The 21,433-nt window shown below is 48.7% G+C and carries 18 protein-coding genes and 2 tRNA genes; 9 read left to right on the top strand and 11 right to left on the bottom strand.

Translation table 11 applies throughout. The features are described 5' to 3' along the window. On the top strand, positions 1-986 hold a 986-nt coding region (locus tag H6G50_RS10375; protein WP_190715850.1), incomplete at its 5' end, for an IS4 family transposase. A gap of 164 nt (positions 987-1,150) precedes the next feature. On the opposite strand, the gene H6G50_RS10370 is transcribed toward H6G50_RS10375, so the two are convergent. The 8 genes from H6G50_RS10370 to H6G50_RS10335 all read right to left on the bottom strand — a co-directional run bounded on the left by H6G50_RS10370 (position 1,151) and on the right by H6G50_RS10335 (position 9,468). Continuing rightward, positions 1,151-1,438 (bottom strand): hypothetical protein, encoded by a 288-nt coding sequence (locus H6G50_RS10370; RefSeq protein ID WP_190715849.1) that lies wholly within the window; start codon positions 1,436-1,438, stop codon positions 1,151-1,153. A 433-nt stretch (positions 1,439-1,871) separates the two neighbouring features. Then, positions 1,872-2,159, bottom strand: coding sequence for a hypothetical protein (locus H6G50_RS10365; protein WP_190715848.1), 288 nt, complete (start codon positions 2,157-2,159; stop codon positions 1,872-1,874). Further along, positions 2,143-2,424 (bottom strand): BrnT family toxin, encoded by a 282-nt coding sequence (locus H6G50_RS10360; protein ID WP_190715847.1) that lies wholly within the window; start codon positions 2,422-2,424, stop codon positions 2,143-2,145. Before H6G50_RS10360 ends, H6G50_RS10365 begins: the two co-directional genes overlap by 17 nt. A 62-nt stretch (positions 2,425-2,486) precedes the next feature. Then, positions 2,487-5,414: a tetratricopeptide repeat protein gene (locus H6G50_RS10355; protein ID WP_190715846.1), complete on the bottom strand. Its 2,928-nt coding sequence runs from the start codon at positions 5,412-5,414 to the stop codon at positions 2,487-2,489. A 130-nt stretch (positions 5,415-5,544) separates the two neighbouring features. Further along, positions 5,545-5,988: a hypothetical protein gene (locus H6G50_RS10350; RefSeq protein WP_190715845.1), complete on the bottom strand. Its 444-nt coding sequence runs from the start codon at positions 5,986-5,988 to the stop codon at positions 5,545-5,547. Positions 5,989-6,231: 243 nt separating this feature from the next. Then, a complete protein-coding gene (locus H6G50_RS10345; protein ID WP_242032777.1) occupies positions 6,232-6,942 on the bottom strand; it encodes a DevA family ABC transporter ATP-binding protein in 711 nt (236 codons plus the stop codon). 163 nt (positions 6,943-7,105) lie between these two features. After that, positions 7,106-8,281: an ABC transporter permease DevC gene (devC, locus tag H6G50_RS10340; RefSeq protein WP_190715843.1), complete on the bottom strand. Its 1,176-nt coding sequence runs from the start codon at positions 8,279-8,281 to the stop codon at positions 7,106-7,108. After that, positions 8,278-9,468: an ABC exporter membrane fusion protein gene (locus tag H6G50_RS10335; RefSeq protein WP_190715841.1), complete on the bottom strand. Its 1,191-nt coding sequence runs from the start codon at positions 9,466-9,468 to the stop codon at positions 8,278-8,280. Before H6G50_RS10335 ends, devC begins: the two co-directional genes overlap by 4 nt. Before the next feature lie 72 nt (positions 9,469-9,540). On the opposite strand from H6G50_RS10335, the gene H6G50_RS10330 reads away from it, so the two are divergent. Next, positions 9,541-10,209 (top strand): TetR/AcrR family transcriptional regulator, encoded by a 669-nt coding sequence (locus H6G50_RS10330; RefSeq protein WP_347239914.1) that lies wholly within the window; start codon positions 9,541-9,543, stop codon positions 10,207-10,209. 86 nt (positions 10,210-10,295) lie between these two features. Continuing rightward, entirely contained in the window at positions 10,296-11,435 is a 1,140-nt protein-coding gene (locus H6G50_RS10325; protein WP_190715839.1) for a tetratricopeptide repeat protein, read from the top strand. 317 nt (positions 11,436-11,752) lie between these two features. On the opposite strand, the gene lipA is transcribed toward H6G50_RS10325, so the two are convergent. Beyond that, positions 11,753-12,622 carry a lipoyl synthase gene (gene lipA / locus H6G50_RS10320; RefSeq protein ID WP_190715837.1) on the bottom strand — a complete coding sequence of 290 codons (870 nt, stop codon included), beginning with the start codon at positions 12,620-12,622 and terminating at the stop codon, positions 11,753-11,755. A gap of 94 nt (positions 12,623-12,716) precedes the next feature. On the opposite strand from lipA, the gene H6G50_RS10315 reads away from it, so the two are divergent. The 5 genes from H6G50_RS10315 (at position 12,717) to purB (ending at position 17,352) form a co-directional block, all read left to right on the top strand. Continuing rightward, a tRNA-Pro gene (locus tag H6G50_RS10315) sits at positions 12,717-12,790 on the top strand. Positions 12,791-12,965: 175 nt separating this feature from the next. Further along, positions 12,966-14,834, top strand: coding sequence for an RNA-binding domain-containing protein (locus tag H6G50_RS10310; protein ID WP_190715835.1), 1,869 nt, complete (start codon positions 12,966-12,968; stop codon positions 14,832-14,834). 182 nt (positions 14,835-15,016) lie between these two features. Continuing rightward, positions 15,017-15,088, top strand: a tRNA-Gln gene (locus H6G50_RS10305). A gap of 17 nt (positions 15,089-15,105) precedes the next feature. Next, positions 15,106-15,891 carry an HAD family hydrolase gene (locus H6G50_RS10300; protein ID WP_190715833.1) on the top strand — a complete coding sequence of 262 codons (786 nt, stop codon included), beginning with the start codon at positions 15,106-15,108 and terminating at the stop codon, positions 15,889-15,891. 165 nt (positions 15,892-16,056) lie between these two features. Then, entirely contained in the window at positions 16,057-17,352 is a 1,296-nt protein-coding gene (purB, locus tag H6G50_RS10295) for an adenylosuccinate lyase (RefSeq protein WP_190715831.1), read from the top strand. A 372-nt stretch (positions 17,353-17,724) separates the two neighbouring features. On the opposite strand, the gene H6G50_RS10290 is transcribed toward purB, so the two are convergent. After that, positions 17,725-18,501, bottom strand: coding sequence for a hypothetical protein (locus tag H6G50_RS10290; RefSeq protein WP_190715829.1), 777 nt, complete (start codon positions 18,499-18,501; stop codon positions 17,725-17,727). Positions 18,502-18,826: 325 nt separating this feature from the next. On the opposite strand from H6G50_RS10290, the gene H6G50_RS10285 reads away from it, so the two are divergent. Next, the gene (locus H6G50_RS10285; RefSeq protein ID WP_190715827.1) at positions 18,827-20,332 is read left to right on the top strand and encodes an FAD-dependent oxidoreductase; all 1,506 of its coding nucleotides are present in this window, start codon (positions 18,827-18,829) and stop codon (positions 20,330-20,332) included. A gap of 317 nt (positions 20,333-20,649) precedes the next feature. On the opposite strand, the gene tatC is transcribed toward H6G50_RS10285, so the two are convergent. Further along, the gene (gene tatC, locus H6G50_RS10280; RefSeq protein WP_190715825.1) at positions 20,650-21,417 is read right to left on the bottom strand and encodes a twin-arginine translocase subunit TatC; all 768 of its coding nucleotides are present in this window, start codon (positions 21,415-21,417) and stop codon (positions 20,650-20,652) included. Positions 21,418-21,433: the final 16 nt, after the last annotated feature.

Genomic DNA, 21,433 nt, shown 5'->3' with positions numbered 1-21,433 from the left:
TACCTCCGCAATTATTCCATCAAATCTTTGCTGAAGCGATCGCCCAAAAATTGAGTTCGAGTCATCGGCCTCTACTGCCAGCCCATTGGCAGTCCAGCTACGACAAATTTACAGCTTGGTGGATAGCCGATGGCTCCACACTCGAAGTATTGCGAAAAAAACTCAAAGCCGAAAGCCAGGACTCAGAAATGTTAGGGGGAAAGATGATGATGGTAGTCGAAGCCTTTGAGCATCATCCGGTAGCAGTGGAATATACACAGCAGAGTCGAGCCAGCGACCAAAGCTGGATGGAGAAACTCTTAGAAAAGCTGCCGGTAGGAGGTTTACTCATCTTCGACTTAGGATTTTTCAACTTTGCGTGGTTTGATAAGTTTAGCGAGCGCCAGAAATACTTCGTGACCCGCCTACGCTCAAAAACTGCCTACCAAACACGGCGATGTTTATCGCAAGGAAGTCACTACAAAGATGAAATTATCAAGATGGGTGTATATCGCTCCAACCCTTGCCATTACGAAGTTCGCTTGGTTTCAGTTTTATGGGGAAAAACTTGGTATTACTACCTAACTAACGTGCTTGACCCCACTCAATTATCAGCCCAACAGGTGTGTGAATTATATCGCCGTCGCTGGCGAATTGAAGAAGCTTTTCTGTTAACGAAGCGTTTACTCGGGCTAGCGTATTTATGGGTTGGGGGCAAAAATGGAGTGGAGATTCAAGTTTATACAACTTGGATATTCTACACAGTGCTCAACGATTTGTGCGGAGAAGTAGCGAAGGAATTATCTCAACCGAAAGAAAGAATTTCGGTTGAGATGGTCTTCCGAGGCTTGTACCATTTTTCCCGTGCTGTGTCACGAGGGGAAAATGTCAATGTCGTGACGTTTTTATTGCAGCATCATCAAGTTTTGAGTCTGGTGAAAGCCCAAAGAAAACGACATCGACAGCACATTACCTTTTCAGAGGCTATCTGGGGGTCAACCGCTTAAGTTGACACCAATGAGCACTGCTATGCCCTCTTATTCATTGCAATAGAAACTCCAATAGTTTTTAGCATTGGTGGGAGTTTTAAATTTGGCGTTCCTTCTCGTCGCAGATTGGCATAAAATTCTGCCGCTCCTCGAAGTTAAAAACAATCGATTTTAAATGAACTTCAGCCAACATCAGATTGATGGGCAGTAATAATGCAATCGATTTCCTGTCGATGATGCTTGGATGGCGGATCGATTCGATTTTGAGCGTCATTTTCTGCTCGATCGAAAATTTCCTTTTGCTGCTCTCCTCTAAACTCAGACCATAATTTAAAAAACATTTCAAAGCCAGAACGCTCGTCCGTTGAATAGAGCAGAATAATCTTAGCCCATGACACAGAAGCACTAATTTTAAAACGCTGCTGAATCCAATTTTGGAATTTCTCAAACTCTTTCTCTTCGGCGCTCATCGCAATTCCTTGCTCCTGTCGGCAGAAAGAATATCCGCAGAGAAACATATACAAGCTGCTTAAAGAAGGCGCTCCGATATACAGTCCGGGTTTTTGATGAATCTTATCAATAAGTCTATAAAAATTAGACATAAATAAAATATCACGTGAAAAAATATGCGTTGCCTAGAATAAACTCTCCTAACGCTAAATTCTCAGGATAACGGTGCGTTACGCTTCGCGCTCCACACCCTATTTTTCATTCTATGCAGCGACCCATCAATCTGGTATTAGCACTGATTTCTGCAACTTTTTTGAAAACTTCATCTTTGGTCATCGGGATTTGACTACTAACTGTTCGATAAGTTGAACCTTTAGAATACCGAGCCGAGACAAAGGAGATCGCGTTAGTTGTTCGAGAGATGACATAATCTTTAAAGTTCATCTACTCTAATTATATATCCACCGCCTGCTCTTGAATCAAGAGGGTAATTTGATATTCTCCCGGCGCGATTTCGGGTGAAAGCTGGAGGGTAACTCGACCGTCATCATTAACCCGTGCAATGGTTTCTATCGTTCGGATTTGAACGAAGCGATCGCCGTTTTCGGTTTCGATGCGGATTGTTCTTCCCTCCAGACTTTGACGGGAGTTTCTGCGAACGGCTTGACTGAAATCGTATTCATCTAGCATCTCTTCCTCAGAGAGGTTGGAGTTAGAAATTAAGTTAGAATCCTCGTTCATAATATCGCCTTTCAAATGGGGTAGCGCCTCTAGCACTGACGATCAGAATGGTTGCACCGCGATCGCAATGGACGACTAGCAATAATCGATTGACAGCGGAGTAGCCTAAAATAATAAAACGAGCTTCCCCAAAGGAATGTTTTGGATCGTCCATTATCAACGAGTAGGGATCGTCAAAGACCGTTGCTGCTTCCGTAAAAGAAACACCGTGCTTTTTTAAATTCGTTCGTGCTTTCTCCTCATTCCACTCAAACCCTGGAATCATTTAGGGACACTCGTTTTTTACTCTTATTGTACTGGTTCTTTCTTAAACCCTCTTACTTACGATTAAGATTGTACTTGCTGCAAAATCGCTTGAGTGACGGGATGCGCCGACAACTCCCCCGCCCTGCCCTGCTGCACCGCCTGCCGGATGAAGTAAATGAAGTTTCTCCAAGCAGTCTTAATATAGGGGTGGTTTTCGGGCAGGCAGTGTGTGAAAATCTTCAGCATTCGCAGGTAGAGGGGTTCGGCTTCTGCGTACCTTCCCGCTGCTCGATACAATTGCGCCAAATTGTTGAGGCTGGAGGCGGTGGAGGGATGTTCCGCTCCCAGTTGCCGTTCACTTATCCCCAAGGCGCGCAGGTAGAGGGGTTCGGCTTCAGCGTATCTTCCCGTTGACTCGTACAATAACGCCAAATTGTTGAGGCTGGAGGCGGTGGAGGGATGTTCCGCTCCCAGTTGCCGTTCTCTTATCCCCAAGGCTCGCAGGTAGAGGGGTTCGGCTTCGGCGTACTTTCCCGTTGAGGAGTACAATTCTGCCAAGCTGTTGAGGCTGGAGGCGGTGTAGGGATGTTCCGCTCCCAGTTGCCGTTCTCTTATCCCCAAGGCTCGCTGAAGCAGAGGTTCGGCTTCTCCGTATCTTCCCGTTGACTTGTACAATCCCGCCAAGCTGTTGAGGCTGGAGGCGGTATCGGGATGTTCTAATCCCAGTTGCCGTTCTTTTATCCCCAGGGCGCGCTGAAGCAGAGGTTCTGCCTCTCCGTATCTTCCCGTTGAACCGTACAATGCCGCCAAGCTGTCGAGACTGGCGGCGGTAGCGGGATGTTCCGCTCCCAGTCGCCGTTCTCTTATCCCCAAGGCGTGCTGAAGCAGAGGTTCGGCTTCAGCGTATCTTCCCGTTGCTTGGTACAATAACGCCAAATTGTTGAGGCTGGAGGCTGTGGAGGGATGTTCGGCTCCCAGTTGCCGTTCATGTATCCCCAGGGCGCGCTGGTAGAGGGGTTCGGCTTCGGCGTACTTTCCGGTTGAAGAGTACAATGCTGCCAAATTGTTAAAACTGGAGGCAGTGTCGAGATGTTCGGCTCCCAGTTGCCGTTCTCTTATCCCCAAGGCGCGCTGAAGAAGAGGTTCGGCTTCTCCGTATCTTCCCGTTGCTCGGTACAATTCTGCCAAGTTGTTGAGGCTGAGGGCGGTGGAGGGATGTTCGGCTCCCAGTTGCCGTTCTCTTATCCCCAAGGCTCGCTGAAGCAGAGGTTCGGCTTCTCCGTATCTTCCCGTTGACTTGTACAATCCCGCCAAGCTGTTGAGGCTGGAGGCGGTATCGGGATGTTCTAATCCCAGTTGCCGTTCTTTTATCCCCAAGGCTCGCTGAAGCATAGGTTCGGCTTCAGCGTATCTTCCCATTGAATCGTACAATCCTGCCAAATTCTCGATATTGGTGGCGGTGTAGGGATGTTCCGCTCCCAGTTGCCGTTCGTATATCCCCAAGGCTCGCTGGTAGAGGGGTTCGGCTTCGGCGTACTTTCCCGTTGACTTGTACAATAGCGCCAAATTGTTGAGGCTTTTTGCGGTATCGGGATGTTCGGTTCCCAGTTGCCGTTCTGTTGTGTCTCGGCAAGTCTTAAGCCAATGTTCGGCATCCAGCCAGCGACTCTGCGCTTCTGCCATTCGCGCCAGTCCGATAAACGGCCATGTTATATCGGTATTATCGTCTAACCAGGATGTCAGTTTATCGGCGACTTCCTGCAAGTGCGGTAGCGCCTCCTCCACCCGCTCGATATCGCTCAGCGTCACCGTCTGCGGGATTGTCTTCGCCACTTCTGTCAGAACGCCAGCAAATTTCGGCTTTAACCCTTCGGCAACTTCGCTTAACTCGTCTTTTAACTTCACTGCAAAAAACTCGCGAATCAGCGAATGAAGCAGATAAGTCCCTTGTTTTTCCCGCGAGAGCAAACTTCGCCCCAATAGTTCGTCATCTCGGCAGTCTTCCAACTCCTCCTCATCCCAATCCGACAAACAGCCTTCTACCAACGCCCAAGGAATCGGCGCTAAAGCGAAGATACTCAGCAACCCCGATAATACCCGCGCTGCTTGGGGCAATTCCTGCCAACTCAACTCAAACGCGGCCGCTACGCCCAATTTCGCCGTCATATCCTCGTTGGTTTCGACCAGCGCGCGGGCGGCGAGGCGTTTTGCCTCCAAGCGCTCCAACATTTCCGCCAAGCTCAAATCCTGTTTGCGCGCCAAGTACCGCCCCACCAACTCCAACCCCAAGGGCAAATAGCCCAACCACTCGCACAACCGCTTCGCATCCTCAAGCTGCCCGTCAATCCGTGCGGGTTCGTTCACCAGCGCCCGCAGCAATTCCAAAGCATCGGCTTCCTTCAACACTTCCAATTCCAAGCGCGTGCCTTCCCTTCCCAGCTTTAAGCGCGTCGTCACCAGCACCCGAAAGCGAGCATCGAGTCCGTCGAGGTAAGGTCGCACGGCGGCTTCGTCGATCGCGTCGTCGAGGATAATCAGGATAGGTTCTCCCTGCCAGCGCTGACAAACCCACTGCACTTGTTCGGCTACGGTGTTGAGAAAGTCGGGCGCTTGCAAGCCCAATTGAACCCGCGCAAAATCGAGAATCCCAATCCCGACATTTTGCGCGCGGGCGTTAATCCAACAAATCCCGCCGGGATAGGTTTGTTCGGTACGGTGTCGGCAGGCGTACTGCAAGGCGAGTTCGGTTTTGCCCACGCCGCCCATCCCGGATACGGAGGAAATGACGGCGGTTTGGGCTGCCTGCAAGTTTTGATGGACGGTGGCGAGGGCTTCTTCGCGCCCGACGAATTTGGCAACGTCGCTAAGGGGGAGGTTATCGGGAGTTCCGAGGGGTTGAGGGGGCGAGGTTTGGGGATAAATATGGTGATGCTCGCCGCCGAAAAAGTTGGTGTTATTATCTCCCGTTTGCGTTTGATAGCCGGTGCTGTTTTCGTTCTTTTGTTGCATGGCGAGGGGGGTGAATTCTTCTCTCTTGCTCCCCTCTCCCAGGGTTGGGAGAGGGGCTGGGGGTGAGGGCGATTCCACTTTCTGAGTGGGGTTTCACGTTAAGTTGACACCCATGAGCACTGCTATGCCCTTATTTACCGTGGTTGTGAGTGCCACCAAAATAGTTGGTATTATCCTTCCCTGTTTTCGTCTGGTAATTCGTGTTAGTGCCGCCGTAATTATTCACGGTCATCGGGCTATTGTCTTCGATTTGCGTCAGTTCAAAGTGAATGTCATCTGCCAAGGTTTTGACCTCTCGGACAAATTCCGAGTTTTCGTCTTGCCATTGGCTGTAAAGATAATTTTTCAGTTGGGTTAGCGCTTCGGGTTTATTTTCAGCGGCTCCCTGCAAGACTTCTACGGCTCGATGATTGCCTTTAATCCGGTTCCAAACAACGGTGCCAAGTTGCTTGACTTTCTCGGTGACAGCACCCGTCATGTTCTTCCCAAGTTCGCCAGCCCCTCCTTCTATGAATTTATCGAGGGCAATCTTGGCAATGGCTTGGGCTGCTGCTAAGGTCAGGATTTCCATCATGCTAGTTTAATTAAACTTTTGTTTGAGTTGGTACTGCAACAATTCTGTCAAGGCATCTCTGGCGGGCGCAAGCCTTGCGCCCCTACCAATTTTGTCACATCCGATTTGTCGCGTCCATCGTGCCTGGAAAGGGCATTGCAGTGCAATGCCCCTACGATAACATTTCGTTTTTGTCGATCGCCGCACTGATATCAAACGGCATTCGTTCCTCTACCTAACCTACGAATTGCCTGGATTTGAATGTTACGAAGCGGTAGTAGCGTTTTCTTTTAACTTTCCATCTTCCATGCTAACAATGCGATCGGCTATATCTAATATCCGATTATCGTGAGTAACTAATAAAATCGTGCAGCCTTGCTCTTTGGCTAAAGTTTGCATTAAATTAACGACATCTCGCCCCGATTTACTATCTAAGGCGGCGGTGGGTTCGTCGGCGAGGACTAATTTGGGATGGCTGACGAGGGCGCGCGCGATCGCAACTCGTTGTTTTTGTCCGCCGGATAAGTTCTCGGGGTAATAATCAATGCGATCGCCCAATCCCACTTGTTCTAACATCTGCCGCGATCGCGCTTTCATTTCGGCTACAGTAAGTTCTTGATGCAGTTCTAAGCCCATTTTAACATTTTGCAATGCCGTTAAACTTCCGTGCAAGTTATGCGCTTGAAAAATATAGCCGTGGTACTTTCTCGCTCGCGCGAGTTGTTGAGAAGTTGCGCCGTATAATTCCTGTCCGAGGACTTGCAAACTGCCAGATTGAGCGGCTCGCAAGCCACCGATTAATGTTAATAAAGTGGTTTTTCCCGAACCCGAAGGGCCGGTCATAATGACAATTTCGCCTGTATTAATTTCGAGATCGATCTCGAATAAGACTTGTTTGCGAAGTTGTCCTTTACCAAAGTAATGATTGAGATGTCCAATCGAAATTGCACTTTCCATCGCGAGTTTGGTAGGCATTAGTTTAACTTTTTCTATAACTACGAACCACAAATTACCAACTACGAATTACGAATTACGAATTACTCAAGTTCTCATTGATTTTGCACGATTCCCGAAGAGGGCATAACAATGTTATGCCCCTACGACGAAAAATTTAGTGCATTGTAACTGAGAGTTGGTATTAAAACATTTCTGCGGGATCGGCAGACTGAAGTTTTCGAGTTGCGATCGCGCCGGAAAGCAAGCACATGATTACCGTTAACAGGAACACAATTACTGCCCTAGAAGCGGTCATATGAATCGGTAAGGCGGTTGCTTTGGCGGCTAGGGCATAAAGGCCCAACGGCCAGATCGAACCGGGAATAAAGCCTAAAACTGCAAGGATAATTGCTTCTTCAAACACTACGCCCAATAAATAGGAATTGCTGTAGCCCATTGCTTTGAAGGTTGCATATTCCTTGAGGTGGGCATTTACGTCTGTCGATAGCACTTGATAAACGATGACAACGCCCACCACAAAAGCCATTGCCGTTCCCAAGCCAAATACAAATCCCACCGGACTTGCAACTCGCCAATAGTTTTTCTCAAATTCCACGTATTCCTGATACGTTAAAACGCGCACATCCTCCGGCAGATGCCCTTTTAAGGCCGTTGCAACTTGCTGGGGATCGCTGCCCGGTTTGACTCGAATCAGTCCGATACTAATACTAGCCGCATTGCGACGTGGGAATAGATGCAAAAAGGTTTGGTCGCTTGCCATCAAGCTACCATCCGCCCCAAAGGATGCGCCTAAGCTAAAGAGTCCGGCAATGGTTAAGGTGCGTCGATCGACTTCTGTTGTTACCTTTTCTCCGCGATCGATGCGCGCGATCGCATCTGCATACTTCCCCCTCGCTTTGCGATCGAACAGTACATTATCGGGCAATTTGAGCTTGTCGAGTTGTTGCTCGACTTCTGGTAAGTTAAAGGTTGGCTCGTCGGGCGCGAAACCTAAAACTTGAACGGTTGCACTGAGCAGCGTTTGAGGATTTTTCCAAGTGATGCTACCGACATACAACGCGGTTGCCGTTTGAACGCCGGGAACGTCCTTCGCTTGCAGCAGTCGCCGCCGCGAAAAGGTGGACATATTTTGCAGATTTAGCGCTTTCGGACTGAGCAAAACGATGTCTGCTAACATGGCGCGATTGACGCGGGTGTTGCTGTCGTATAAGGAACCCTGAAAGCCGAGTTGCATGAACATCAATACATCTGCAAAGGCAATCCCAGCCAGGGCAACCATTAAACGACCTTTGTCATGCCTCAGTTGCAACCATCCCAGCGGAGTCCGACGTTGGAGTTGCCGAATTAATCCCATCATTGTTCGATCGCAATCTGAACTTGTAAGTTGGTGAATTTCGCGGCTTTTTGGCTGGAAGCCGCATCTAAGTTGACGCGCACTTCAATGATTCGGGAATCAATGTTAGCGCTAGGATCGGTATTAACCACGGTTTGGCGGCGCACTTGGGAACCCACTCGCTCGACGGTTCCGGTTAAGGCTTCCGGGAAGACATCGCTGGTGACGCGCGCGCGCTGTCCGGAGTGGATTTTTGCGACATCGCTTTGATAAACTTCTGCGATCGCTTGCATCTGTTCGGTATGACCGATTTCAACAATGCCATCGCTGGAAATTGTCTCGCCCGCCCGCGTATGAATATCGAGGATTTCGCCCTCGATCGGCGATCGCACTTCGGTTTCGGCTAAACTCGCCTTGGCTTCGTTGAAGTTCGCGATCGCGCGATTCACTTCCGCCCGCGCAACTTCCACATCGACAGAACGCACCTCTGCAACTCCGGCTAGGGTTGCCCTGGCTTTATTCAATTCCTGCGGGCGCGTCGTCCGAAGGCGTTCTAGCGTGGCTTGCGCTTCTTGTAAGGACTGTTGGGCCGTATCGCGCGTTAATTGCTTGTTATCCCGCTGGGAGGCAGAAATCGCCCCCGCTTGATAAAGCGTTTGGTAGCGATCGTACTCCGTCTGCGCGTTTTGGAGTTGCAACTGCAACCGTTGTACTGCCGCTGCTTGCGCTTCAATGCTACCCTGGCGATCGGCTTCTAATCTGGCTACTTCTGCCCGTTGCGCCTCGATTTCGCCCGATTTTGCCCCCGCTTGAATGGCTGCAAGTTTTGCCTGTGCAAGGCTTACTTCTTGCTGGGCTTCGGCAAGAACGGCTTGCAGGCGATCGCGCGAATAGAGTACCGCAATTAGCTGACCGACCTCAACGCGATCGCCTTCCTCCACTAACAATCGATCGACTCGATTCCCTTGAGTTGAAGACGGGGCGGACAGTTTAACCGTTTCCCCCCGAGGGGATAATCGTCCTAGGGCTGTTACGGTGTGGATTACCGGGGCAGCGACCGGGGCGGGGGTTTCTGGTTTCACGAAGGCTACCCGTCGCCAATTGTAAGCGATCGCGCCCCCAACCCCCAAGAGGAGAATTGCCGCGATCGCGACCCATCGCCGCGAGGTTCCTTTAATCGACGCATCTTTATACCCGATTGCATCCTGCATGGTTCTTGTCTCCTGATAGACTGAACCGATTAGTTTAGTTCTGTTTTTTTAGACTAAACCGATTAGTTTAGAATGTCAAGAGAAGGCAGATCGATTACCCTTAAGGATGAACCCGGCATGGGACAGACCAAACCCAAACGCGCAGACAGACAACTCTCGAGCGAGAAAACCGAAGCGATCTTAGTCGGAGGGATGCAAGAGTTTTTGGCGCATGGTTATGCAGCGACGAGTATGGATCGCGTTGCGAGCGCGGCGAAAGTCTCAAAAGCTACCGTGTATAATCACTTTCAGGACAAAGAGAGCTTATTTGCCGCGCTGGTTCGACGGCTCGTCGAGAAAAAGTTTCAGTCTGTTTTTGGGCTTAAGGACGAGCAAATTGGGGAAATGCCGCCGGAGGTTGTTCTTCGGCGTTTTGCCAATCGAGCCTTAGATCTGGGAACGAGCGATCCGCAATTCCTAAATTTTATGCGGCTGATCTTAGGAGAATCGGGTCGTTTTCCGGAGCTAGCTCGCATTTTCGTTCGCAATATCGAGCAAACGGCTTTTAAAAAGATCTGCCAGTATTTTACGAGTTGTCCGCACCTAAAACTGTCCGATCCTGAAGCAACAACGCGAGTTTTTATCGGCGCGATCGTGCATTTTTTGATCGTGCAAGAAATGTTACACGGCAAGGAGATTATACCGATGGAGCGCGATCGCTTGATTGATTGCTTGATTGACGCAATCGTCTTCTCCAAATAATCTTGCTCCCCTTTCTCCAATAATCAAGGCTTTAAAATTAAAAAAATGCCTTTCTTGTTAGGTATCGCCGGTAGTCAGATCGTAAAATGGAAATTCCACTTTTTAAACTGCCAGAAGACGTTTATCGTTGGCATAGCGAATGTACTTATAATTTCACGAAAGAGGAGCTTTGTCAGGAGTACGAACGCTTTCAAGAGTCGAGTTTCAATTTAGTCAACGCGATCGCGAATGAAGCCTTTTACGAAGTTGTCAAAAAAACCGCCTTGATGATGTGGATTACCTTCAAAATGACGGAGGCTTTAGAATTAATGGAAGTTCTTTACTCCCAAAATCCTCAAGATTCCGAACTCGTTTATTACATGGCACAGCTTTGCGAAGAAATCCCCGATCTGTCTTTAGCCCAGCAATATTACCATCATTACATTTTCCTGCAACCCCAAGCATTGCCGGATAACAATTTCCAGATCGATACTTGGTTTAAACAATATCATGCTTTTCATCCCAATACTATCGAAGCGTTAACCGCTTTAGGAAATATTTGTCTGGAAACAACGGGGAATAAAAAGAAAGCCCTTAAACTCTACGAGCGCACCATCCGGATTAAACCCGACGATCCTTTTGCTCCTCATTTAAAAGCAGCCAAGATAAAACTAGAACTGGAGGGACACTTCTCGAACTATTTGCGAAGCCTAGAGCGAAGTTATACCAATTATCAAACCTATTTAAAAATAAGCTATAACCCACAAATCTCTCCCTGCGAAGATTTACCAGATTTACAACGTTGGGCAGCGAAAAAATACCCTTTTTATGTAGGGCGCGTGACTCAAAGTTATGTCAACTTTTTTTACGGACGAGAATACTTACAAGTGGGCAAAAAACTGGAAGAAGAAGGGCGACAGATCGAAAATAACGCCAGTTTTTCGAGGAAACACCGGGACGCGATCGCTTATGCTTTAAAATACTATGTCAAGAGTCGTAAAATTCTGGAATCGGGGAGGGATTCTCGTCAACACTCCTATAGGAATTGCTATAAATTTATTGCCGAGCGAAACCCTTCCCAGCACGAGTATCAAGCCGTTTTAGTTGAAGCGTTGCTCGGGCAGGCAGGAATTCTATCAAAACGCCGCGAGCGCGACCAAGTTGTTAAGCTTTGCGAGAAGGTTTTAGAAATAGATCCTAGAAATGAAGTGGCGTTGGAGTTATTGAAAAAGCCATCGCGGATTTAATCATTACAAGCTGGGTATTATCGTTCGGTATCGCTCTAAACTGCGAATCAATTCGCCACGACGAACTTAGTCGAATACCAATTCCCAATCGCGATGCACTAAATTTTTTGCTGTAGGGGCATAACAATGTTATGCCCTCTTCGGAAAGCGTGCAAAATCAATGAGAATTGGTAAAATATCTAACGCTACTTGAAACGTGAATGCAAGGTTCTAAACGTACCAAAGTCTTGGCTGGTAGGCGCTGTCTACCCTACCAAATGTCTAAAAAGGGCGAATACCATTCGCCCCTACACCTTGTTAAAAAACGCTATTATTAATTACCTCGGATAGCGTTCCATCAACTCGCGGACTTGTTCGGCGTGGTAAGAACTGCGAGTTAGCGGCGAAGAAACGACTTGTAAAAAACCAATTTCCTCCCCATAGTTGCGCCAAGCTTCAAACTGCTGCGGCGTAACGAATTCTTGTACGCCCAAATGTTTCTGGGACGGTTGTAAATATTGCCCGATGGTGAGAATATCGCAACTATCTTCGCGTAAATCTCGCATCACCTGGCGGACTTCTTCATCCGTCTCGCCCAACCCCACCATAATGCCCGATTTCGTATAAATTTCGGGGGCTAACTCGCGGGTGCGGCGCAAAAGTTCCCGCGATCGCGCATAATCTCCTTGAGGACGGACGCGGCGATACAAACGCGGCACTGTCTCCGTATTGTGGTTGAGAACTTCCGGTTTTGCCGCCAAAATTGCCGCTAAAGCCTCCCAATTCCCGCACAAATCCGGGATTAATACCTCAATCGTCGTCTGGGGCGAAACCTTGCGAACTTCGGCAATACAGCGCTGAAACTGCATTGCACCGCCATCGGTTAAGTCATCGCGGTTCACCGAGGTAATGACGACGTGATTTAATTTTAAACGTCGTACCGCTTCAGCAAGATTCAACGGTTCGAGGGGATCTAGCGCTTGCGGTTTCTTCTCGAAATCGATATCGCAGTAGGGACAAGCGCGGGTGCAGGCTGGCCCCATAATTAAGAAAGTAGCCGTCCCTGCGTTGAAGCATTCGCCGATATTCGGGCAAGAAGCCTCCTCGCAGACCGTATTTAAGCCCAAATCCCGCAAAATTTCCTTAACGCTGCCCACTCGCTGCCATTGAGGGGCTTTTACCCGCAACCACTCTGGTTTAACTGTCACGATTTGCACGTCCTACGCGATCGATTTAATTTTTATCGTAACAAGAAAGTTCGATCGCGTCCAAAAGCTGCTATGATAGATAAGGTTTAATTTTCGGGATGTAGCGCAGCTTGGTAGCGCACTTCGTTCGGGACGAAGGGGCCGCAGGTTCAAATCCTGTCATCCCGATTTGAGTTGTAGATTGCTTAACTTAGATACCATCCTGTTTAAGTTGATGTCGTCTTTCCAGATGAAATGTCATTTTGGCGGACTGATAGAATGGGTTTAGCCTTTGTGGTGGCTGCAAGTGCATTGTTGAGCATTTGGAGCGCAACTAGCACATCTGCAACTTGCTTTAGGGCTTATGGACAGAGAATTTTTACTCGAACAACTCAGTATCGGCGAAAATGAAGAATTAGAGTGTAAAGCATCTCAAGAGCATCTGTCCAAAGATGTTTGGGAAACCGTCTCAGCCTTTGCTAACACCGAGGGCGGTTACATTATCTTAGGGATTAGCGAGAAAAAAGGAAAGTTTGCGATCTCTGGTGTTGATAACCCAGAAAAACAACAAAAAGAATTTTGGGACAACCACAACAATCCTCGAAAGTTGAATGTTCCCATCTGTAAATCATCCGATGTTACGGTCGAAACCATTGATGAACATTTACTAATCGTCATCAGAGTTCCTAAAGCGACTCGCACTCAACGTCCTGTCTACATTAACCAGAATCCTCTAACAGGAACATACAAACGTAATTACGAGGGAGATTACCTTTGCACCCAGGACGAAGTTCGACAAATGTTGCGAGATGCAAGCAGCGAACCACAGGACTATGGAATTCTCAAAAATTTTTCTCTCAACGATCTCGATCCAGAAACCTTAAAAGCCTTTCGTCAGCGTTTTAGATCTAGAGAACCCGACCATCCTTGGTTAGCTGGAGACGATCAAAATCTTCTTTTCCAATTGGGAGGATGGCGATGCGATCGTAATACAGGAGAACAAGGATTGACACTTGCAGGCTTACTAATGTTTGGACGCGAGCGGAGCATTACAGATGCCTTCCCTAACTATCACTTAGATTACCAAGAAAAATTCTCAGACAATCCAGAGCAACGTTGGACGCACCGAATTACCTTAGATGGAAAATGGGAAGCTAATTTATTTAACTTTTACTATCGCGTCTACGGACGTTTGACTCAAGACTTAGATGTGCCTTTTCAATTAGACAGAGATGCAATTCGTAAAGGAGAAACGCACGTTCACGAAGCTCTGAGAGAAGCATTAGCTAATACTATTATTCATGCGGACTACTTATCAACTCGACCAATACAAGTTACTAAGTTTAGAGACCGTTTCTTATTTGCCAATCCAGGTCGTCTTAGAATTCCCCTCGAAAGTCTCTATGAAGGAGGGTTAAGCGATGCTCGAAATCCCAACCTTCAGAAAATGTTTCAAATGCTTGGTATAGGGGACAAAGCAGGATCGGGCTTTCCTAAAATTTTGCGAGCTTGGCGAGAACAACAATGGTTTACACCGCTGGTTTCCGAAAAATTAAACGTTAACTTGATTACTGTTTCTCTACCAACAGTTAGCTTGATACCAGAGGAAATTGATAAAGAACTACGCAGTATTGTCGGAGAAAAGTATCGCTATCTTTCAGAACTCGACCGAATGATTCTGGTTCTGGCTCATCGTCTCGGAGATATTAACAATACCGACATACAATGCTATAGCAAGCAGCACCCCCGGGACATTGGAGACCGTTTGAAGGACTTGGTTGAGAGCGGCTGTTTGCAGAAATACGGTCACGGTCGCGGGACGTATTACAGTTTACCTGACACTGCCAGTTCTAACCTGCTTTCACTTATCCAACTTCCGGTATCTTCCTCCCTCAACTCCGATCGTTTGACGGAAAGCTCCGATCGTTTGACGGAAAGCTCCGATCGTTTGACGGAAAGCTCCGATCGTTTGGAACAACTGAAGGCAGTGGCAGAACCCGTAAGAAGCAAGGGAAAGGTTAACCCAAAGCAAATGCAAGATGCGATCTTAAAAGTTTGCCAAGACGCTTTTCTAACGCAGCAACAGTTGGCAGAAGTATTAGATCGCTCTCCTCATACCCTAAGAAGGCGCTACTTACAGGATTTAGTCAAAAAAGGCTTATTGGAGCTTCGTTATCCGGATAAATTAACTCATCCCGCTCAAGCTTACCGAACAAAACGGGATAGTGAGTAAAGGGATTACAGTTTTTCAGCACTTACCGTGCTACAGAATGTCATAAACCTTGCTGGGCAAGCCCATCAACTTTTTGTATTGTGCCAAATCCATCTAAAACTCCCCTAGAGCGAGTGAGCAGTTTAAAAAAAGCTTGACAACTTTCCCGGCAGGACTGCTATAATAACCAAGGTTAAGTTCGTTGGGGCGTAGCCAAGCGGTAAGGCAGCGGGTTTTGGTCCCGCCATCCCTAGGTTCGAATCCTAGCGCCCCAGTTTAAACCTTATTAAATATGTCCTCCGATCGCCCCGATATTCTCGCTCTAGATTTTGACGGCGTACTCTGCGACGGATTGCTGGAGTATTTCCAATCCTCTTGGCGCGCCTACTGCCAAGTTTGGCAGCCAGAAACGCTGGAACCACCCGCCGAGTTAGAAGCCAGTTTTATGCGATCGCGTCCGGTTATCGAGACGGGGTGGGAAATGCCCCTCCTCATCCGCGCGCTAATTTTAGGGGTTTCGGAAGCTGAGATTTTAGGCGATTGGTTGCCCATTGCCTCGGGCTTATTAATGTCGGAGGGGATCGAAGCCAAAATCTTGGGGAAAACCTTGGATGCGGTGCGCGATGATTGGATGGTGCAAGATTTGGGCGGATGGTTGGGATTGCACCGCTTTTATCCGGAGATTGCCGAAAAAGTGCGACAAACGATCGCGGCACAAGGGACGCAGGTTATCGTTATTACCACCAAAGAAGGGCGTTTTACCCAACGCTTGCTGCAACAACAAGCGATCGAACTTCCCCCCACCTCAATTATCGGTAAAGAAGTCAAGCAACCCAAACACGAGACTTTACGGCAGATTATCGCCGATCGCGGCTCAGCGAGCGTCTGGTTTGTAGAAGATCGCCTGAAAACTTTACAACTGATCGAACAGCAGCCCGATTTAGGCGATGTGGGTTTGTATTTGGGCGACTGGGGCTACAATACCGAGGTAGAACGAGAGTCAGCGCGACAAGATGCGAGGATTAAAGTATTATCGCGCGATCGCTTTGCCGGAGAGTTTGCCGGTTGGAATGAATAGGGAATTTGTAATTCGTAATTCGTAATTCATAACTCATTCCCTGACGGTAAAATTTCACACTGAGATAAAGACTGCAACGCGCTACAATAGGACGGTTAAAATACCGTTATTTTCTGCGGGTTGACTTTAAACGGCCCGGGCGACCTACCTTTTGACAATCAAGCAATGATCGAACGCTATACCTTGCCCGAAATGGGCCAACTGTGGACTGACGATTACAAATTTCAAACCTGGCTGCAAGTTGAAATAGCAGCTTGTGAAGCACAAGCCGAACTCGGCTATATTCCTCAAGCAGCGGTTGACGAAATTAAAGCCAAAGCAAAGTTCGATCGCGCCCGAGTCTTAGAAATCGAAGAAGAAGTGCGCCACGATGTTATCGCCTTTCTCACCAACGTCAACGAATACGTCGGCGACGCAGGACGCTACATTCACCTCGGCTTAACCAGTTCCGACGTTCTCGATACGGGCTTAGCCTTACAGATGGTTGCCAGCTTAAACCTTATCTTAGAAAGCGTGGAAGAATTGGTGCAAGTCCTGCGCTATCAAGCCCAAGAACACCGCTACACCATTATGGTCGGGCGATCGCACGGCATCCACGCCGAACCGATAACCTTTGGCTTTAAACTCGCCGGATGGCTGGCAGAAGTCCTGCGAAATCGCGATCGCCTCGTCCATTTACGGCGAGAAATTGGCGTGGGCAAAATTTCTGGCGCGGTGGGAACCTATGCAAACGTCGATCCCCGCGTCGAAGCGATCTCCTGCCAAAAACTCGGACTCGAGCCCGATACCGCCTCCACCCAAGTTATTTCCCGAGATCGCCACGCCAACTTCGTCCAACATCTCGCCCTCCTCACTGCAACCATCGAGCGCTTTGCTGTCGAAATTCGCAACCTCCAGCGCACCGACGTTCTTGAAGTCGAAGAATACTTCTCCAAAGGGCAGAAAGGTTCCTCCGCCATGCCCCACAAACGCAACCCGATCCGATCCGAACGCTTGACGGGAATGGCGAGAGTCGTGCGCGCGAGTGCTGTCGCTGCCCTCGAAAATGTTGCCCTCTGGCACGAACGCGATATCTCCCACAGTTCCGTCGAACGAGTCGTTTTGCCCGATGTTTGCATTTTGACTCATTTTATGCTGCACGAGACTTCGCAACTGGTAAAAAACCTTCTGGTTTACCCAGAGAACATGAAACGTAACATGAACGTTTACGGGGGGGTTATTTTCAGCCAGCGCGTCCTGTTAGCCTTAGTTGAAAAAGGATTGAAGCGCGAGGAAGCTTATAAAATCGTCCAAACTTGCGCGCACGAAGCTTGGAATCGCGACGACGGTAATTTTCGCGCTTTGGTAAGTCAAGATGCAACGGTTACAAAGCATTTATCGGAGCGAGAAATAGAAGCCTGTTTCGATCCAAAACACCATCTCTTGCACATTGATGAGATTTACCAACGGCTCGGCATTTAGTGAATAGTGAATAATGAATAATGAATGACACTGACTTAAGAAAGAACAAATTGCCTGTAGAGACGTTGTATATAACGTCTCTATAATTCGTAATTGATAATTCGTAGTTCGTAATTATATGAAATCCGGATAAACAGCCACACTATAAATTTGCTTTCCTGCTGACTGAGGCGAGAAACATACTATGGTCATTCAACCGGATTTTATATTATTCTAGGACTGAAGTCGGGAGCTTGAATATCGTTGCTGGGCATCGATCGACTTTTTCCTCATTAAAATTAGAGGCTTGTGACCTGAAATTACGAATTACGAATTACGAATTACGAATTACGAATTACGAATTACGAATTATCAAGGGGTTCTAAGCTTAATTTAAGCTGTTTTGAAGAACTGAATAATTTCGCGAACGTGGCCGAGAACTTGACTATCTTCGCTCAGTTGTGCGATCGCGTTTGTTGCCTCTTTTGCTAACTGTTGGTGGGCGACTTCGTTCTGCGCTTGCGACTGTTCGAGTAGCGCGCGTAAATTAGCAAGATTGCGCCGAGTTTCTTCGCTCTCTCGCTGCATCGTTGCAACCCAAGAATGAGGTTCTTGGGGATCGAGAATTTCGTTAAGATGTTTGACACTGTGTTCGAGGCCGATAACGCGATCGCGCAACTCGAAAACATCTTCGCGAGGATACTTAATTTCGTGGCGAATCGCCCAGATGCGCGCGGCTAAATATTGGTAAAAGCGCGCTGCCGGACGCAAAGCCGTGAACAGTAGCGCCGCACCAGAACTGACGTAGCCAACGGCACTAACCCCCGTCGCGGCGAGGGTATAGAGCGCGATCGCAGAAAGAATATGTAGTGCGATGGCGACAACTAACGCCCAGCGGGACACCTTGCGCGCGTATCTAACCTGGGCGCGATCGACTGCAATCCCCTTCGACTCCGACAACTCCGCTTCCGCGATCGCTTCCTGCGCCTCAAAACAGACATTCCACGGCAGCGTCACAACCGCCAGCAACCACCAAAAACTGAGAACGCCAATCACCCAATCTAAAAAATTTCCCGATGGAATATGCAGCCATTGCAAAAGAACATAAGCAATCAAAACGATTAGACCAAAACCAGCACTGCCAATACCGTAGCTGTAATAAGTTGTCATCGCCTTATTCTCCACAAGCAAGATCGTGCCTCAATCGTGAAGGTTCCTTCGATCCTCGCTCTTCCATCTGTGCAACTTTGTCAAGTCCCACACCCTCACGCCGCTACAACCGCCAAAAAGCCGCAAATCTTACCCCAAAACCGCAGACAGTCGCCCCGACTGTCCCACCCTTTAACGTTAATCTTAAAGACAGGATTGAAAACCCAAAATTTTCGACTTACCTCTATCCTTACATCAATTCCAAACCATGCAGACTACAGATTCAACAGCCCAGTCCTTGCCCTCCTCCCAATTTTTAATTTTTAATTCTTAATTGCTACTCCCCATGCAAACCCAATCCCCCAAAATCATCGTCGTCGGTGCGGGTTGGGCGGGACTCGGTGCAACCCACCACCTCGCCCAACAAGGCTACAACGTCACCCTCCTCGAAGCCGCCCCCTATCCCGGCGGATTAGTCGCCGGTTGGAAAACCCCCAGCGGGCGTTCCGTCGAAGCCGGAATTCACGGCTTTTGGTATCCCTACCGCAACATCTTCCACCTCGTCGAACGACTGCAACTGCAACCCTTCACCCCCTTTACTCGTTCCTCCCAATACTCCCCCCACGGACTCGAAGTTGAATCGCCCATCTTCCAAAACGAACCGCGACTCCCCACCCCCCTCGGAACCTTCCTCTACACCCAATTCAAACGCCTGCCCCTCATCGACAGACTTTCCGCCCTGCCCCTCCTCTACGCCCTTCTCGACTTCGACAACTCCCACGAAGCATGGCAGCGTTACGATAAAGTTACCGCCCGCGAACTCTTCAAACAATTTGGCGTATCGGCACGACTTTATGCCGAATCCTTTGAACCGATGCTGCTGGTGGGACTCTTTGCCCCGGGCGAACAGTGCAGCGCCGCCGCAGCCCTGGGAATGCTTTATTACTTCATTTTGGCTCACCAACCCGATTTCGATGTCGTCTGGTGTCGGGGAACGGTGGGAGAACGCATCTTTAAACCCTGGGTACAGCAGATTGAAAATGCGGGCGGAAAGGTTTTAACGAATCGGCGCGTTAACGACATCCTCCTGGATGAAACAGGCAATGCCAACGCCGTCGTTTGCGACGAAGAAGTGTTTGAGGCGGATGCGGTTATCTTTGCAACCAGCGTTAGCGGGATAAAGAAAATTGTTGCTGGAAGTGAAACTTTGAATCGCTACGCAGAATTCCGCAACCTGAGCAATTTAGGGGGAATTGATGTTTTAGCCGTGCGCTTGTGGTGCGATCGCAAAGTGAATATTCCTTTACCATCCAATGCTTGTTTTGGCTTCGATGCAACCACAGGCTGGACGTTTTTCGATCTCAATACTTTGCACGACGACTATCGCGACGAACCGGGCAGCGTTATTGAAGCAGATTTCTACCATGCCAATCAGTTATTGGGAATGAGCGATGCAGAAATTGTCGCCAAAGTTTGCCGGGATATTGCAACTTGTATTCCCGAATTTAGCAGTGCGAAAATCATCGATAGTAGTGTCGTTCGCGTGCGGCAGGGCGTAACCCATTTTGCCCCCGGAAGCTATCAGTATCTCTTGCCCGCACAGACGAGTATTCCGAATGTTTTAATGAGCGGGGATTGGGTTGTTACTCGCCACGGTTCTTGGTCGCAAGAAAAAGCTTACGTGACGGGTTTGGAGGCAGCGAATTTAGTCGTTAACCGCTTTGGATTGGGGCAGAAAGCCGAGATTATCCCAGTAGAGGCAGACGAACCGCATATTCAAGCTGGGCGGTGGCTGAACCAATCGGTGCGGCAGATGGTTGGGGGTTGGTTGCCGGATTTTTGGTTGCCCTAAGCGCAATGGATTTCAGATTGTGCAGGTAGGGGCGAATGGCATTCGCCCTTCTTATCAAGCAAGTCTTAAATTCCGGCTTTTCCGTAGTGCCGTGACACACCTTAAATGAGGCTTTAGAAAAACTCTTGAAACCCGATCGAGTAAGCAATAGAACGAGAAACCTATCGCACAGTTTTAGCGGTGTCACGGCACTACTGCCGTGACACACCTTAAATGAGGCGTTAGAAAAACTCTCGAAACCCCGATCGAGTAAGCAATAGAACGAGAAACCTATCGCACAGTTTTAGCTGTGTCACGACACTACGCCCAACCTATACTTACCGCCCGATTAATTTTACGGCTCCAATGCCGCCAAAATAAAGGAATAATACCGCTCCAGCGAGCAGCGATTGCGTGACGGGATCGGTGGATGGGGTGAGGACTGCCCCTAAGATAACCGAACCCAATACGACGTAGCGCCAACCGGAAAACATTTGGGCGGAACTAATAATTCCTAATGCGCCCAAGATGAATTGAATGGCGGGAATTTGGAAGGCAATTCCGGTACAAAACATGAGCAAGAGAACGAATTCAAAGTAACGTTCGATAGACCAAGCTTGTTCGACGACATCCGCGCCGTAGGTAATGAAAAAGTTGAGGGCGGCGGGAACTAGGGCAATATAGGAAAAGGCAAGTCCGGCGAAAAAGAGGACGCTGGAACCGAGTACAACCGGACCGATGAAGCGACGTTCGCGACGGGTGAGTCCGGGGAGAACGAATTGAATGATTTGGTAGAGGATGACGGGACTGGCAACGAGAATGCCACTATAACCGGCGACTTTGAGGGAGACGAAGAAGAATTCGCCCGGGGCGAGTTGCAGGAATTTTACGCCTTGCGCGGGAATTTCGAGCCATTGGACGAGGGGACGCACGAAGGCAAAACAGCCGATCGCGCCGACAATAACCGCTAGAAGCGAGTAAAATATCCGCTGGCGCAATTCTTCGAGGTGATCGAAAAACGACATCTCGACTTCGTTGGGGATTTCGTCGAGATAGTCTTCGGGTTGGGTAGAGGGTGAGTTGGGTGCGTCTTGGGTGGTTGCCATCGCGATCGCCGCAAAA

The organism is Oscillatoria sp. FACHB-1406 (genome assembly GCF_014698145.1).
Taxonomy (GTDB): domain Bacteria; phylum Cyanobacteriota; class Cyanobacteriia; order Cyanobacteriales; family Spirulinaceae; genus FACHB-1406.
The sequence above is the reverse complement of the archived record's forward strand: the minus strand, read 5'-3'. Positions and strand labels throughout refer to the sequence as shown.